13 protein-coding genes and 1 pseudogene are annotated in these 14,475 nt (G+C 62.2%); 9 read left to right on the top strand and 5 right to left on the bottom strand.

Annotation, left to right across the window (positions count from 1 at the left end; translation table 11 throughout):
• The first annotated feature begins 17 nt into the window (after positions 1-17).
• The 4 genes from FPT15_RS23030 (at position 18) to FPT15_RS23015 (ending at position 3,728) form a co-directional block, all read left to right on the top strand.
• Positions 18-821 (top strand): alpha/beta fold hydrolase, encoded by an 804-nt coding sequence (locus FPT15_RS23030; RefSeq protein ID WP_145164950.1) that lies wholly within the window; start codon positions 18-20, stop codon positions 819-821.
• Positions 818-1,672: an alpha/beta hydrolase gene (locus FPT15_RS23025; RefSeq protein ID WP_145164948.1), complete on the top strand. Its 855-nt coding sequence runs from the start codon at positions 818-820 to the stop codon at positions 1,670-1,672. The genes FPT15_RS23030 and FPT15_RS23025 overlap by 4 nt, the downstream gene beginning before the upstream one ends.
• Positions 1,673-1,774: 102 nt before the next feature.
• Positions 1,775-2,593: a DUF4892 domain-containing protein gene (locus FPT15_RS23020; RefSeq protein WP_145164946.1), complete on the top strand. Its 819-nt coding sequence runs from the start codon at positions 1,775-1,777 to the stop codon at positions 2,591-2,593.
• 73 nt (positions 2,594-2,666) lie between these two features.
• Positions 2,667-3,728 carry an AI-2E family transporter gene (locus FPT15_RS23015; RefSeq protein ID WP_145164944.1) on the top strand — a complete coding sequence of 354 codons (1,062 nt, stop codon included), beginning with the start codon at positions 2,667-2,669 and terminating at the stop codon, positions 3,726-3,728.
• Here FPT15_RS23015 and FPT15_RS23010 read toward each other — a convergent pair.
• Both FPT15_RS23010 and FPT15_RS23005 read right to left on the bottom strand, forming a co-directional pair.
• Positions 3,725-4,759 carry a HAMP domain-containing sensor histidine kinase gene (locus FPT15_RS23010; RefSeq protein ID WP_145164942.1) on the bottom strand — a complete coding sequence of 345 codons (1,035 nt, stop codon included), beginning with the start codon at positions 4,757-4,759 and terminating at the stop codon, positions 3,725-3,727. The two genes, FPT15_RS23015 and FPT15_RS23010, sit on opposite strands and share 4 nt — an antisense overlap.
• Positions 4,759-5,523 carry a response regulator gene (locus FPT15_RS23005; RefSeq protein WP_106580678.1) on the bottom strand — a complete coding sequence of 255 codons (765 nt, stop codon included), beginning with the start codon at positions 5,521-5,523 and terminating at the stop codon, positions 4,759-4,761. Before FPT15_RS23005 ends, FPT15_RS23010 begins: the two co-directional genes overlap by 1 nt.
• A gap of 261 nt (positions 5,524-5,784) precedes the next feature.
• On the opposite strand from FPT15_RS23005, the gene pyrF reads away from it, so the two are divergent.
• Positions 5,785-6,483 carry an orotidine-5'-phosphate decarboxylase gene (gene pyrF / locus FPT15_RS23000; RefSeq protein ID WP_145164940.1) on the top strand — a complete coding sequence of 233 codons (699 nt, stop codon included), beginning with the start codon at positions 5,785-5,787 and terminating at the stop codon, positions 6,481-6,483.
• 149 nt (positions 6,484-6,632) lie between these two features.
• Here pyrF and FPT15_RS22995 read toward each other — a convergent pair whose 3' ends face one another.
• Positions 6,633-7,640: an NADP-dependent oxidoreductase gene (locus FPT15_RS22995; RefSeq protein WP_145164938.1), complete on the bottom strand. Its 1,008-nt coding sequence runs from the start codon at positions 7,638-7,640 to the stop codon at positions 6,633-6,635.
• Positions 7,641-7,868: 228 nt separating this feature from the next.
• Between FPT15_RS22995 and FPT15_RS22990 the strand changes: the two genes are divergently transcribed.
• From FPT15_RS22990 to FPT15_RS30435, 4 genes and pseudogenes are all read left to right on the top strand, one after another.
• Positions 7,869-8,630, top strand: coding sequence for an SDR family oxidoreductase (locus tag FPT15_RS22990; RefSeq protein ID WP_145164936.1), 762 nt, complete (start codon positions 7,869-7,871; stop codon positions 8,628-8,630).
• Positions 8,631-8,833: 203 nt separating this feature from the next.
• On the top strand, positions 8,834-10,246 hold the full coding sequence (locus FPT15_RS22985) for a PLP-dependent aminotransferase family protein (RefSeq protein WP_145164933.1): 1,413 nt from the start codon (positions 8,834-8,836) through the stop codon (positions 10,244-10,246).
• 114 nt (positions 10,247-10,360) lie between these two features.
• A pseudogene (locus FPT15_RS30440) lies at positions 10,361-11,467 on the top strand (HAMP domain-containing protein); the annotation flags it as partial.
• Complete coding sequence (locus tag FPT15_RS30435) at positions 11,447-12,328, top strand: methyl-accepting chemotaxis protein (RefSeq protein WP_372241491.1); 882 nt, start codon at positions 11,447-11,449, stop codon at positions 12,326-12,328. The pseudogene FPT15_RS30440 and the gene FPT15_RS30435, both read left to right, overlap by 21 nt.
• 39 nt (positions 12,329-12,367) lie before the next feature.
• Here the strand turns inward: FPT15_RS30435 and FPT15_RS22975 are convergent, their stop codons facing one another.
• Together FPT15_RS22975 and FPT15_RS22970 are read right to left on the bottom strand one after the other, a co-directional pair.
• Positions 12,368-13,180: an alpha/beta fold hydrolase gene (locus FPT15_RS22975; protein WP_145164929.1), complete on the bottom strand. Its 813-nt coding sequence runs from the start codon at positions 13,178-13,180 to the stop codon at positions 12,368-12,370.
• Positions 13,181-13,295: 115 nt separating this feature from the next.
• Positions 13,296-14,054 (bottom strand): hypothetical protein, encoded by a 759-nt coding sequence (locus FPT15_RS22970; RefSeq protein WP_145164927.1) that lies wholly within the window; start codon positions 14,052-14,054, stop codon positions 13,296-13,298.
• Between the last annotated feature and the right edge of the window lie 421 nt (positions 14,055-14,475).

The raw sequence follows: 14,475 nt of genomic DNA, 5'->3' as shown, positions 1-14,475 counted from the left end.
TTGCAGATGGATCCGGTATGTCGCAGCACGTGTTTTTTGCCCACGCCAATGGCTTCCCTTCGGCCACTTACGGCAAGTTGTTTGCCGCCCTGGCCCCGGAATATGCCGTGGCTCACCTGCCGCAACACGGTCACGACCCCAGGTTTCCGGTGGACGACAACTGGCAGAACCTGGTGGACGAGTTGATCCACCATCTGCAGTTGCAGCCGGAACCGGTGTGGGGTGTGGGCCATTCCCTGGGCGGTGTGTTGCATTTGCACGCGGCCATGCGCTGTCCGCAGCTGTACCGCGGCGTGGTGATGCTCGATTCGCCGGTGCTGACCCGCGCTGACCGCTGGGTGATCCGTGCCGCCAAGCGTTTCGGCTTTATCGACCGCCTGACCCCGGCCGGGCGTACGCTGGGCCGCCGTGAAGAATTTGCCGATCTGGAGGCCGCGCGCAGCTACTTTGCCGGCAAGACGCTGTTTCGCGGGTTCGATCCGGAATGCTTTGACGCGTACCTGCAACACGGCTTGCAACAGGTGGGCGATCGCCTGCGTCTGCGCTTTGATCCGGCCACTGAAATCAGCATCTACCGCGGCGTGCCTCACACCAGCCCTGGCCAGGTTCGTCAGTTGAAGGTGCCGTTGGCTGTGGTGCGCGGCCGTCAAAGCCGCGTGGTGATGCGTCACCATGCCAGCGGCGTCGACCGCCTGCCGATGGGCGAAATGCTCACCATGCCCGGTGGCCATATGTTCCCCCTCGAACGCCCGCAGGACACCGCGACCTTGATCAAGAACCTGTTTTCCCGCTGGGCAGCCCGCGAGCGCAGTTGCGCATGAGCACGCCCGTCGAAGAAGTCCGCCTGAGCCTGCCGCACATCGAGTTGGCGGCGCATTTGTTTGGTCCCGAAGACGGTTTGCCGGTGATCGCCCTGCATGGCTGGCTCGACAATGCCAACAGCTTTGCGCGGCTGGCGCCGAAGCTGCACGGTTTGCGTATCGTCGCGTTGGACATGGCCGGTCATGGGCATTCGGCGCACCGTCCTGCCGGCGCCGGTTATGCCCTGTGGGATTACGTCTTTGATGTGTTGCAAGTTGCCGAACAGCTGGACTGGAAACGTTTTGCATTACTTGGCCACTCGCTCGGCGCCATCGTCTCGCTGGTGTTGGCCGGCGCCTTGCCGGAGCGAGTCACGCACCTGGGCTTGATCGACGGCGTGGTCCCGCCCACCGCCGCGGGCGAGAGCGCCGCCGAGCGGCTGGGCATGGCGCTGCAGGCGCAACTGAACCTGCAGGACAAGCGCAAACCGGTCTACACCTCGCTGGATCGCGCCGTGGAAGCACGCATGAAAGGCGTGGTGGCGGTCAGTCGCGAAGCCGCCGAGCTGTTGGCCCAGCGCGGTTTGATGCCGGTGCCGGGCGGTTACACCTGGCGTACGGACAGCCGCCTGACGCTCGCCTCGCCGATGCGCCTGACCGATGAGCAGGCGATGGCTTTCGTGCGGCGCGTGGGTTGCCCTACACAGCTGGTGGTCGCGGCTGACGGCATGCTGGCGAAACATCCAGAATTGCTTTCTCAGCTACCTTTTACGGTGAAGACGCTGCCCGGCGGCCATCATTTACACCTTAATGATGAGCCCGGCGCGCTGCTTGTTGCAGACTGTTTCAATCGGTTCTTCCACGCGCCTTGACTTGACGCGGGCAACTGCCGAGGCTGGGCGGATTGAAAGGGAGTCAACCATGAACGCTATGAACACTGCTGCGACCTCTAATGGCCAGGGCTCACCGATCCGATGAGCCTGCGCAAAGGATGTATCCGTGCCCTCGGGCTGTGCTGTTTCAGCCCCTTGGTGTTCGCCGCCGACCTGCCGGGAAGCCAGGATTTACCGGCCGTGGCCCGTCAGGCCGATGCGCAAATCGTCGATTACCGCCCCGCTGAAGAAAAGGAACGCATCTACCCGATGGGCGCGATCCGCAAGATCAGCGGCCAACTGCGTTACGAAGGCCAAGCCACAGCGCGTGGCCAGACCACCGCCATCACCTATGAGCTGCCCGCCGAGCACACTTCCAGTGCCGCGTTTACCGCGACGCGCGAAGCGTTGCAGGCCAAGGGCGCGCAGCTGTTGTTCTGGTGCCAGGCTCGCGATTGCGGCGAAAGCAGCCTGTGGGCCAACGAAGTGTTCGGCAACGCCAAACTGGTCGGCGCCGATGGGCAGCAGGAATACCTGCTGCTGCGTCTGGCGGCGCCGCAGGACAATTCCCTGGTAGCGCTGTACGGCATCACCCGCGGCAACCGTCGCGCCTATCTGCATGTTGAACAGCTCGACGCCAGCGCGCCGCTGGGGGACTTGCTGCCCACCTCGGCCACCTTGCTGCGTGAGTTGAAAAGCACCGGCGAACTGGACTTCCCGGCGTTGGGCGCCGAACCCGACGCCACCTGGCTGACCCTGATTTCCCGTGGCTTGAACCTCGACGCCACCTTGCGCGTCAGCTTGACCGGGCCGACCGCCGAAGCCTGGCGCCAGGGCCTGATCGACAGCGGCGTGCGCGCCGCGCGCATGGAAACCGGCAGCGGTGACGCTAAGGGTTTGCACCTGCATCTGATACGCTGACCCGCAACAGGGCGAACGGACCCGCGCCGTTCGCCTAAGCTCTCTTCCTACAGCCTTATTCTCGAGATACCCGATGCTCAATAACGATCGCCTACTGGTGCAAATCCTGCTGCTGGTGTTGTTTGGTGCCAGCTTCTGGGTGATGGCGCCGTTCTGGTCGGCGCTGTTCTGGGGCGCGGTGCTGGCGTTTGCCAGCTGGCCGCTGATGCGTTTGCTGACCCGTTGGCTGGGCGGCCGGGAATCCCTGGCGGCGGGCATTCTGACCCTGGGCTGGATGCTGCTGGTGGCGGTGCCACTGGTGTGGCTGGGGTTCAACCTGGCCGACCATGTACGCGACGCGGTGGGCCTGATCAAGGATATCCAGGTTGACGGTCTGCCGGCCGCGCCAACGTGGCTGGGTTCGATTCCATTGGTCGGTGAGCGCCTGGTGGCCACCTGGGACAGTATCGACCAGCAGGGCGCGGCGTTGATGGTCAGCATCAAGCCGTACCTGGGCCAGGTCGGCAACTGGTTGCTGGCGCGCAGCGCGCAGATCGGTGGCGGTATTCTCGAATTGACCCTGAGCCTGGTGTTCGTGTTTTTCTTCTACCGCGACGGGCCGCGCCTGGCGACGTTCGTGCATCGCCTGCTGGAACGCTTGATCGGCGACCGTGCCGGTTACTACATCGAGTTGGTGGCCGGCACTGTGCAACGCGTGGTCAACGGCGTGATTGGTACCGCCGCCGCTCAGGCGTTGCTGGCGCTGATCGGCTTCCTGATCGCCGGTGTGCCGGGCGCACTGGTGCTGGGCATCGTCACCTTCCTGCTCAGCCTGATCCCCATGGGGCCGCCGCTGGTATGGATCCCGGCCACGGCCTGGCTGGCCTGGAAGGGCGATTACACCTATGCGGTGTTTCTCGGTGTGTGGGGCACGTTCATCATCAGCGGCGTCGACAACGTGCTCAAGCCGTACCTGATCAGCCGCGGCGGCAACCTGCCGCTGGTGATTGTGCTGCTGGGCGTGTTTGGCGGGTTGATCGCCTTTGGCTTTATCGGTCTGTTTATCGGCCCGACCTTGCTGGCGGTGGCCTACAGCCTGCTGACGGATTGGAGCGCGACCCAGGCGCAAGTGCGTCGCGAAGACAAACCCCTTTAAGCCCTCGGCAACCGCATCACGGCGGTCAGGCCGCCGCCTGGGGTTTCCTCCAGGCTCAGGCTGCCGCCGAGGCGTTCCACCGCTTCCTTGGAAATCGTCATGCCCAGGCCGACGCCGCCGGAGTTGCGGTTGCGTGAGCCTTCCAGGCGAAAGAACGGTTCGAATACGGCCTCACGTTTATCCGCCGCAATCCCCGGCCCGTGGTCGATCACACGGATGACCAAGGCTTCGCGGCTGTCGCTCAGTTCCACCCGCGCCGTACCGGCATAACGCAGTGCATTGTCGATCAGGTTGTTGAGGCACGAGCGCAGTGCCATCGGCTGCACCTGCAAAGGCGCGCAATTGCCCGCGAACTGCACATCAGAGCCCTGGTCCTGGGCGTTTTCGCTGAGGGATTCGACCAGCGCCTGCACGTCGAGCCAGTGCCGGGTTTCGCTGGTGCGCTGTTCGTGCAAGTAGCTCAGGGTGGAGTCGAGCATGTCGATCATGTCGTCCAGGTCCTGGCGCATCTGACCTTGCAGCTTGGTGTCTTCGATCTGCTCCAGACGCAGCTTGAGGCGTGACAGCGGGGTGCGCAGGTCGTGAGAAACGGCGCCGAGCATGCGTGCACGCTGGCTGACTTGCTCGCGAATGCGTTTTTGCATCAGGTTGAAGGTCGATGCAGCCTGGCGCGCCTCGCGAGGCCCGGACTCATTGAGGGGTGGGCTGTCGAGGTCGAGGCTCAAGCGTTCGGCGGCTGCGCTCAGGCGCTGGATCGGCCGGCTCAGCAATTTGGCGCCATACCAGGCGGCAATGATCAGCGAGATAAACTGAAACGTCAGTGGCACCATCGGGCCACCGAACCAGGGGCGATGGTGCTTGGGCAGCGGCTTCATCGTTCCATCCGGCTGCTCGACAAAGGTTTCCTGAGGCGGCGGCGGTGGCGAGCCATAGTGGTGAAACCAAAAGAACGCCAGCACGTGGGCCAGCACAATGGCTACCAGCAATACGCCGAACAGCCTGCCGAACAGCGTATTGAAGGTGGCGCGCATCAGCCGATATCCCGCGCGTCAAACAGGTAGCCTTCGCCGCGGACAGTCTTGATCAACTGCGGTGCCTTGGGGTCATCGCCCAGCTTCTGGCGCAGGCGCGAGACCAGCAAGTCGATGCTGCGATCAAACGCCTCGATGGAACGGCCACGCGCGGCATCGAGCAATTGTTCACGGCTCAGCACGCGGCGCGGGCGTTCGATAAACACCCACAGCAGACGAAACTCGGCGTTGGACAGCGGCACCACGAGGCCGTCGTCGGCCACCAGTTGGCGCAGTACGCTGTTGAGGCGCCAGTTGTCGAAACGGATATTGGCGCGCTGCTCGGTACGGTCATCGCGTACCCGGCGCAGGATGGTCTGGATGCGTGCCACCAGCTCGCGCGGTTCGAAGGGCTTGGACATGTAGTCATCGGCGCCCAGTTCCAGGCCGATAATGCGGTCGGTGGGTTCGCAGCGCGCGGTGAGCATCAGGATCGGGATGTCCGATTCGGTGCGCAGCCAACGGCACAGTGACAGGCCGTCTTCGCCCGGCAGCATCAGGTCGAGCACCACCACATCAAAGGTTTCAGCTTGCATGGCCGTGCGCATGGCGGTGCCGTCGGTGACGCCGACGGCGAGAATATTGAAGCGCGCCAGGTAGTCGATCAGCAGTTCACGAATCGGTAGATCGTCATCGACGATCAGCGCACGGGTATTCCAGCGCTTGTCTTCGGCGATCACCGCGCCTTTTTGCTCTTCGTTTACAGAGACGGTAGGGGTATGCATAGTGCGATCATCTGCCTGGGTTGTTGCTGTCAGCATAGGCGCCCAGCTCCATGGCTGGAAGTGCTGGACGGGCGGTCATGTGCGCGAGGCTAGACGTGGTGCGTGTTGAGGGCATGTCGTGAATGTATCAGCCTTGACACAATTGCCCTAAATGCCGGGTTACGGGCGCTCGATCAGTATTTTACCGATCATCGGATCCCGCAACGGCGCCGCTTGCGCTACAATCCGCGCCGATTTCGACTTGCCTGAGAGCCCATTCCAATGTCCGTCTGCCAGACTCCTATCATCGTCGCCCTGGATTACCCCACTCGTGACGCCGCACTGAAGCTGGCTGACCAGTTGGACCCCAAGCTTTGCCGGGTCAAGGTCGGCAAGGAACTGTTCACCAGTTGCGCCGCCGAAATTGTCGGCACCCTGCGTGACAAAGGCTTCGAAGTGTTCCTCGACCTGAAATTCCATGACATCCCCAACACCACCGCCATGGCAGTCAAGGCCGCGGCTGAAATGGGCGTGTGGATGGTCAATGTGCACTGCTCCGGCGGCCTGCGCATGATGACGGCCTGCCGTGAAGTGCTGGAACAGCGCAGCGGCCCGAAACCGCTGCTCATTGGTGTGACCGTGCTGACCAGCATGGAGCGCGAGGACCTGGCCGGCATCGGCCTGGATATCGAGCCTCAGGAGCAGGTATTGCGCTTGGCGGCGCTGGCGCAGAAGGCAGGTCTTGATGGTCTGGTGTGCTCGGCGCTGGAAGCCCAGGCCCTGAAGACCGCTCACCCGTCGCTGCAACTGGTCACTCCAGGCATTCGCCCGGCGGGCAGTGCCCAGGATGACCAGCGGCGCATTCTGACGCCGCGTCAGGCGCTGAATGCGGGTTCGGACTACCTGGTAATCGGTCGCCCGATCAGCCAGGCGGCGGACCCGGCGAAAGCCTTGGCGGCAGTGGTCGCCGAAATCGCCTGATGACGGTGATTTAAAGCAGGCACTGCCACGTGTGGGAGCTGGCTTGCCTGCGATGCGAGCGACTCGGTGTCTCAGTGATACCCAGTTGTTGCTATCGCAGGCAAGCCAGCTCCCACATTGACTGTGCCCACATTGGGTTTGATGGTGTGTCAGTTAACTTTCAGCACCAACTTCCCGAAGTTCTCGCCGTTGAACAGCTTCATCAGTGTTTCTGGGAACGTCTCCAGCCCCTCGACAATATCCTCCTTGCTCTTGAGCTTGCCCTGCGCCATCCAGCCGGCCATCTCCTGCCCGGCCGCGGCAAAGTTCGCCGCATGGTCCATCACCACAAAGCCTTCCATCCGCGCACGGTTGACCAGCAACGACAAGTAGTTGGCCGGGCCTTTCACGGCTTCTTTATTGTTGTACTGGCTGATGGCACCGCAAATCACCACCCGCGCCTTTAACGCGAGGCGGCTGAGTACGGCGTCGAGGATGTCGCCGCCGACGTTATCGAAATACACGTCCACGCCTTTAGGGCATTCGCGCTTGAGGGCGGCTGGCACGTCTTCGCTTTTGTAGTCGATGGCTGCGTCGAAGCCCAATTCATCCACGAGGAATTTGCACTTGTCGGCGCCGCCGGCGATGCCGACCACGCGGCAGCCTTTGATCTTGGCAATTTGCCCGGCAATGCTGCCCACCGCCCCGGCGGCGCCGGAGATCACCACGGTTTCGCCGGCCTTGGGCGCGCCCGTGTCGAGCAGGGCGAAGTAGGCGGTCATGCCCGTCATGCCGAGGGCGGACAGGTAGCGCGGCAGCGGCGCGAGCTTGGGGTCCACCTTGTAGAAGCCGCGCGGTTCGCCGAGGAAGTAATCCTGCACGCCCAGCGCGCCATTGACGTAGTCACCCACTGCAAATTTCGGGTTGTTCGACGCAATCACCTTGCCCACGCCCAGCGCGCGCATCACTTCACCAATGCCGACGGGCGGAATGTAGGACTTGCCCTCGTTCATCCAGCCACGCATGGCCGGGTCCAGGGACAGGTATTCGTTGTGCACCAGCACTTGCCCATCCCCTGGCGTGCCCACCGGCACTTCCTGATAGGTGAAGGTCTCCCGTGTCGCCGCGCCGACCGGGCGTTTGGCGAGCAGGAACTGGCGGTTGGTCTGGGCAGTCATGGCAAAGGACTCTTTAGAAATGAACCCCAAGTGATAGACCCCTAACGGCCTGAGAGCAAGGTTGCGAGAGAAGCGCGAATGCCCGCCGATAGGCCTGGTTGATAGTGAGGCTGGTGGCCTTATCACTGCGATTCATACACAGCTAACCGGCCTTCTGATAGTGCTGACGCGCCCGTCCTGCGGTTGGCTAGACTCGGCCCACGGCTATTTTCCCCACAGGACATCCCCATGAGCATGACGTTTTCCGGCCAGGTCGCCCTGGTCACCGGCGCCGCCGCCGGTATTGGCCGCGCCACCGCGCTGGCATTTGCCGCCGAAGGTTTGAAAGTGGTGGTTGCCGACCTGGACGTGGCGGGCGGCGAGAGCACCGTTGCGCTGATTCAACAGGCGGGCGGGGAGGCGTTGTTTGTGCGCTGCAACGTCACGCTGGAAGCCGATGTGCAGCAGTTGATGGCGCAGACTGTCGCCGCCTATGGTCGGCTGGACTACGCCTTCAACAATGCCGGGATCGAGATCGAGAAGGGCAAGCTGGCCGACGGCAGCCTGGATGAGTTCGACGCGATCATGGGCGTTAACGTCAAGGGCGTGTGGCTGTGCATGAAGCACCAGTTGCCGCTGCTGCTGGCCCAAGGCGGCGGGGCGATCGTCAACACCGCTTCGGTGGCGGGTTTGGGGGCAGCGCCGAAGATGAGCATTTATGCGGCGTCCAAACATGCCGTGATCGGCCTGACCAAATCGGCGGCCATCGAATACGCGAAAAAGAAAATCCGCGTGAATGCGGTGTGCCCTGCGGTGATCGACACCGACATGTTCCGGCGTGCCTATGAAGCCGACCCGCGCAAGGCTGAGTTTGCCGCCGCCATGCACCCGGTCGGGCGCATCGGCAAAGTCGAGGAAATCGCCAGTGCGGTGCTGTACCTGTGCAGCGACGGTGCCGCGTTCACCACGGGCCAGGCGTTGGCGGTGGACGGTGGCGCGACGGCCATCTAGGACTCGGCGCCACTGCATATTCGAAAAGGCCAGGGGCGCTGTGGGGCGTTTCCAGGGCTGGCACAAGGCCTCGTCAGAATGTGTATCAGTAGGTAAATAATCCAATAAAATCAATACTTTAATAAATTTCGGCGACAGGTCGAACCCGGCTTCTGTGCTTAACTGTTTGGGGTTGAATAACAGACAGTTGAAGTGAGTGGCTCATGGATTTAGGCATCGATCGACAGGCCCTTGTACCGGTGGTGCAGCAAATCGTCAGCGCGGTGGCGCGATGGATTCGCACGAGCGGGGCAAGCCCGGGCACGCGCTTGCCGTCCATCCGGCAATTGGCCCTCGACAACCTGCTCAGTCAATCCAGCGTCATCGAAGCCTTTGAGCGAATGGTGGCGCAGGGGGTGTTGGTGGCAAAACAGGGCGCGGGGTTTGTAGTGGCCCAGCCGCCGGTTTCCCTTGAAAGCCACTGGTATGAAGGCGCCGAGCTGGGCTGGGGCGCCTATGTCGATGGCCCGTTGGGCGAGTTGAAACTGGGTTGCGGCTGGCTGCCGGACGCCTGGCGCGAAAGCGATGACATTTGTTACGCCATACGCGAGGTCAGCCGCACCGACACCGCCGGGCTGTTCAACTACAGCACGCCGCTGGGGTTGCCGGCACTGCGTGAGCAACTGCTCAAGCGCCTGACGCAGATGAAAGTGCCCAGCAGTCTCGACTGTATCCTCACCACCCATGGCGCCAGCCATGCACAGGACCTGCTCATACGGACGTTGCTCAAGGCCGGCGATACGGTGGTGGTCGAGACGCCCGGGTATGCCAACCTCTACCGTCAGTTGGAGCGCCATGGCGTCACGCTGCTGCACGTCCCGCGCACGCTGGGCGGCCCGAATATCCCGGTGTTGGAGACGCTGCTGAAAAGCCATCGCCCCAAGTGCCTGTTCATCAACTGCCTGTATCACAACCCGACCGGCACCAGCCTGTGCCGCGTCGTGGCCGAGCGCCTGCTGCAATTGGCGAGCAGCGAAGACTTCCTGATTGTCGAAGAGGATGTCTACGGCGACTTGCAGCACGCCAGTTGCACAAGGCTGTCGGCGCTGCCCCATGACGGTCGGGTGATTTATATCTCGAGTTTCTCCAAGACCCTCAGCAGTGCCCTGCGCGTGGGGTATCTGAGCGCCAGCGCAGCGATTATTGCGCCAATGGTGACACTCAAAACGCTGACAGGCATCGGCACGTCGCGGTTTGCCGAGGCGGTGCTGGCCACGCTGCTGGCCAATGGCACCTACCGGAAGTGGGTGCAGCGCCTGCGCAAGCGCTTGAACACACAAATGGCCGCGACCCTGCAGGTGCTGGAGGACGAGGAGTGGGAGGTGTTCGCTGTGCCCGCCGGGGGCCTGTTTGTGTGGGCCCGGCCCGGCAGGGGCGATCATTCACGCTTGCTGGCCTGCGCCCGACGGCTCGGTGTGTTGTTGTCGCCAGGGGCGCTGTTCAACCCCAAGGGCGAACACAGCGACTGGCTGCGCATCAACGTGGCCTATGCTGCTGATCAGCGGGCGCTGGCGTTGTTCCGTGCCATGGGGCCTGCCAGATCGACCTCGACCATTCTGAAAACGACGGGCATGTAGCTTTTTGCCATTATTGTGGCGCCAACGTCTTGTGCCGCTGGCTCGTCGTTGCGAATCTCGCTGCATGGAAACCGGGCTCGATGGCATCTGCCATTGCAAGAGGATTCAAGTGCAATGATTTCAGGCGTGCAACGACGTTTCGCCAACCTCGGTATGGCGAAGAAACTGAGCTTGGGTTTCGCTCTGGTGCTGCTGTTGACGGCGCTGGTGGCGGCCATTGGCGTGTGGTCCCTGCAAACCGTTGGCCAGCGTTTTGAAGGCCTCAAGGCCATGTCATCGCTCAACAGCGGCTTGCTCAAGGTGCGCTTGATCGAGCAGGACTACGCGCTGCACGCCGACCCCAAGTCCGTCGATGCCCTGCATGAAAGTGTCGATGCGCTGGCGGCGATGGCCGCCAGCCTCAAGGCTCGGTCAGCCACAAATGTGCCAGTGATGGGCGATGTCGAGCAGGCGTTGGCGGCGTATCGCAAGGCATTCGACGAGTTTGTCGAACTGACCCAGACCAAGGACCTGGCGCTGGAAATGGCCAGTTGGTCGGTGTCCAGTGTGGCCAATAACCTCGATGTGCTGCAGGCCGGCCTGGCCGACGATGGCGCCTATGGCCTCAAGGAAAGCCAGGGCAAGGACGGCGCCGAGTTTATCGAGCAGGCCGGGCAGGTCAGCCAGGTCTCGCGGCTGATGTTGCAAGCCATGAATGAAGCGCACGTGCGCCTGGATCAGAGCCGCAAGGCCGATGCCGACAACGCCGAGCAAGGCAAGATCGAACAGGCCGACCAGGCCCTGGCGCAAGTCGAGCAGTTGAAAACCTCGGTCAAGGATGCGGGTTACCAGACCGTACTCAATGAAGTCTCCGGGCATATCGCGGCATTCAGCGAAAAACTCGGCGAGTACACCGGGCTGCTGGCCCAGGAAAAAGTCGTCTACAAGCAGTTGCATGATCGCGCCGACCAAGTGGTCAGCCGGGTCAACCAGGCGTACGACGCCGAAGACCAGTCCATGCAGGCGCAATTGAAGAAAAGCGCGTTGTTGATCATCGGCTCCTCAGCCCTGGCGCTGCTGGTGGGCTTGATCGCGGCGTGGATGATTACCCGGTTGATCGTGGCGCCGCTGCGCACGGTGATCGCCGTGGCCCAGCAGATTGCGTCCGGCGACCTGAGCGGGCGGATGGAAGTCAGCCGCCGCGATGAAATCGGCCAGTTGATGCAGGCGATGCAGCAGATGGGCAGCGGCCTGAGCCAGATGGTCAGTGGGCTGCAAGCGGGCATCGAGCAGTTGGCCAGTTCGGCACATTCACTGTCCAGCGTCACTGAGCAGACCAATGTTGAAGTCAGCAGCCAGAAGGAGGAGACCGAACAGGTTGCCACGGCAATGAACCAGATGACCGCCACGGTGCACGACGTGGCGCGTAACGCCGAAGAGGCCGCGCAAGCCGCGCAGACCGCCGATGACAAGGTCGACAGCGGTCAGCAGGTGGTACGCCAGAACCTGCAACGGATTGAATTGCTCGCGTCCTCCAGCACCAGTGCCAGCGCGAGTATCGAAAGCCTGAGCGCGGAAATCCAGAATATCGGCACGGTACTGGGCGTGATCAAAAGCGTGGCCGAGCAAACCAATCTGCTGGCCCTTAACGCCGCCATCGAAGCCGCCCGCGCCGGCGAGCAGGGCCGAGGGTTTGCAGTGGTGGCCGATGAAGTGCGGGCGTTGGCCAAGCGCACGCAGCAATCGACCGAGGAAATCGAGCGTCTGGTCAGTACGTTGCGCAGCGCAACGCAGTCGTCGGTGCAGCAAATCCAGCAGAGCGGCGAGCTGGTGAAGTTGGCGGTCAGCGATGCGCTGGAAACGGAGAGCGCGTTGGGCAGCATTGCCGCGGCGGTGTCATTGATCCAGCAAATGAACCAGCAGATTGCCGCGGCGGCCGAGGAGCAAAGCTCGGTGGCCGAAGAGATCAATCGCAGCGTGACCAGCATTCGTGCGAGCGCCGATCAGTCGGCGTTGAGCATGCAGGGCAATGCCGCGTCGAGTATCCAGCTGGCGCAGTTGGGCGCGGAGCTCAAGGGCATGGTGGGGCACTTCCGCCTTTGATCGCAGCGGGTGAGCTGCGAGCAAAGGGCAGGGCGCCAATCAGGCGTGGTTGGCGAGGAAGGTCAGCAGCGCTTCATTGACGAAGTCCGGGTTTTCCCGGGCCGAGATATGCCCCGCGTCGGGAATCAGCGTGAGGCTGCAGCCAATCAGTTCAGCCATTTCCTGTGATTCGGTGGGCGGCCGCGGTTTGTCCTGCTCGCCGCACATCACCAGCGTGGTGTCCGAGTCCAGACGGGGCAGTTGGTCCAAAATGGTCTCGCGGCTGAAGATCAGGCGACCCAGCGGCACGATGCTGTTCAGCAGGCGCTCTTTGGGAAAGGCCTGCAACGCCTTGCGAAAATCCTGGTACAGGGCTGACTCGCGGTCGATGCCCGGGCGGAAGAAAATCGGTGCAACCACATCCAGCAACGGCTCGGGGATGGCGCCGGCGTCTTCGATCATCTTGAACAGCGAGAAGTAATACTGGCGCGTGGCGTCGGGCTCGGCGCCCAGGTAGGTGTCCATCAGCACCACGCTGTTGATGCGCGCCGGTGCCAGCAACGCCAGGCGCGCGCCCCACATGCCGCCGACCGACAGGCCGACCAGATTGATTTGCGCGATATCCAGCTGATCCAGCAGCGCCAGGGCCTGGCGCGCGAGGTCGTCCAGAGAGCGGGTTTGCGTCGGCAGCGGGCCGGACTCACCGTGGCCCCACAGTTCGGGCACGATCACGCGGTACTGTTGCGACAGGGCTTCAATTTGCGGGGCCCACATGTCGTGGTCCCACAGGTAACTTGAACCCAGCAGGACGGCCGGGCCGTTACCCTGGTCGACATAGTGCAGCGGTTGTCCATCAATCACGGCAACAGGCATAGCAGGCCTCTAACTTCACGAAGTGAGGGGCACTTTTTTACGCTAGTCGGGGGCGGGCGGATAGGTGCAAAGTGATGGCATGTGGCGACCTGAGGTCGCCACATGGGGCAGGTGATCAGTCGTAGATGGCTTTCTTCTTCCATTCGGCGTCGGCGTCGACGACTTTCAGGCCTTCGGTCAGTTCGTTGACTTCGTCTTCGGCCGGCTTGCTGTTGGTCAGCACCGTGGAGTTGGCGCGGGCCAGTTGCGACTCCAGCAATTGCAGTTGTGCACTGTAGAGCACCGGCTCCGGCTGTTTGCGCAAGTACTGCACGCCACGCTCGAACGCCAGGCGTGCCTGGCCAGGCTGGCCTTGTTGCAGGGCGTGCTGGCCCAGGTTGTTGAAGAACTCAATGTGCAGCAACACCAGGATATGGCGAATTTCCTTGATCCAGTGCTTGGCTTCGTTGGCCGGCAGAAAACCGTCCTGGGCGGCACGGGTAACTTGACCGTGCAGTGCCTCGAGCAGGAAACGCACGTCCTTGGCCTTGGCTTCGGTCTGGATCGGCGCGGGCGGGTTGGCCACCGGGATCGATTCGCCCTGGCCGATCAGCGCGTTCAGCTCAGCAATACGTGCCTTGAGCGGCGCGCTGGATTTTCTGAGGTTCAACAGGCGCTGGGTGACGTTGAGTTCCAGGCGAGTCAGCAACAGTTTGAGTTTCGGGGTCATCAACTGGCCGGGGAACGTCTCGGTGATCTCACCGCAACGACGCAGCCGATCGTTAAGCTCGATTTCGGTGCGCTGCTTTTCCAGTTTGTTGTTTTCCACCACGTGGTTCATGTAGCCAATGGCGATCAGTATTACGATCCCGGCTATTACCAGCAGGGTGATCATGAGTGGTGTCACCGGTGTGACCTCTTTATAGGGTTTGCTGTGGAGTGTAGTGACTGGGCCATCCGACGGATAGGATTGTTCGACCAGTTGCCCAGGTAGTTTCTTCTATATAGGTAGCGTTCCCTGCATGGATGCACATTGCCATCATTTGCCTGGGCGAACTATAGCGCCTTGTCGGGCGCCAGAATATAGGCGTCAAAGCCCGGACGGGCACAATGCCCGCAAAGGCCTGGAAAGCAGGGCGAAGTCATTGATTTAAATAAATTTATCCTTGGGGGTTGACGACCTTTCAATCCATCCATAGAATGCGCGCCACTTACAGCGTAAAGCACACAGCGAAACGCGGTAGGGAGTGAATGTTGTACGTGTGTCCCCTTCGTCTAGTGGCCTAGGACACCGCCCTTTCACGGCGGTAACAGGG

The sequence above is a fragment of the Pseudomonas sp. RGB genome, from assembly GCF_007713445.1.
GTDB lineage: Bacteria > Pseudomonadota > Gammaproteobacteria > Pseudomonadales > Pseudomonadaceae > Aquipseudomonas.
The sequence above is the reverse complement of the archived record's forward strand: the minus strand, read 5'-3'. Positions and strand labels throughout refer to the sequence as shown.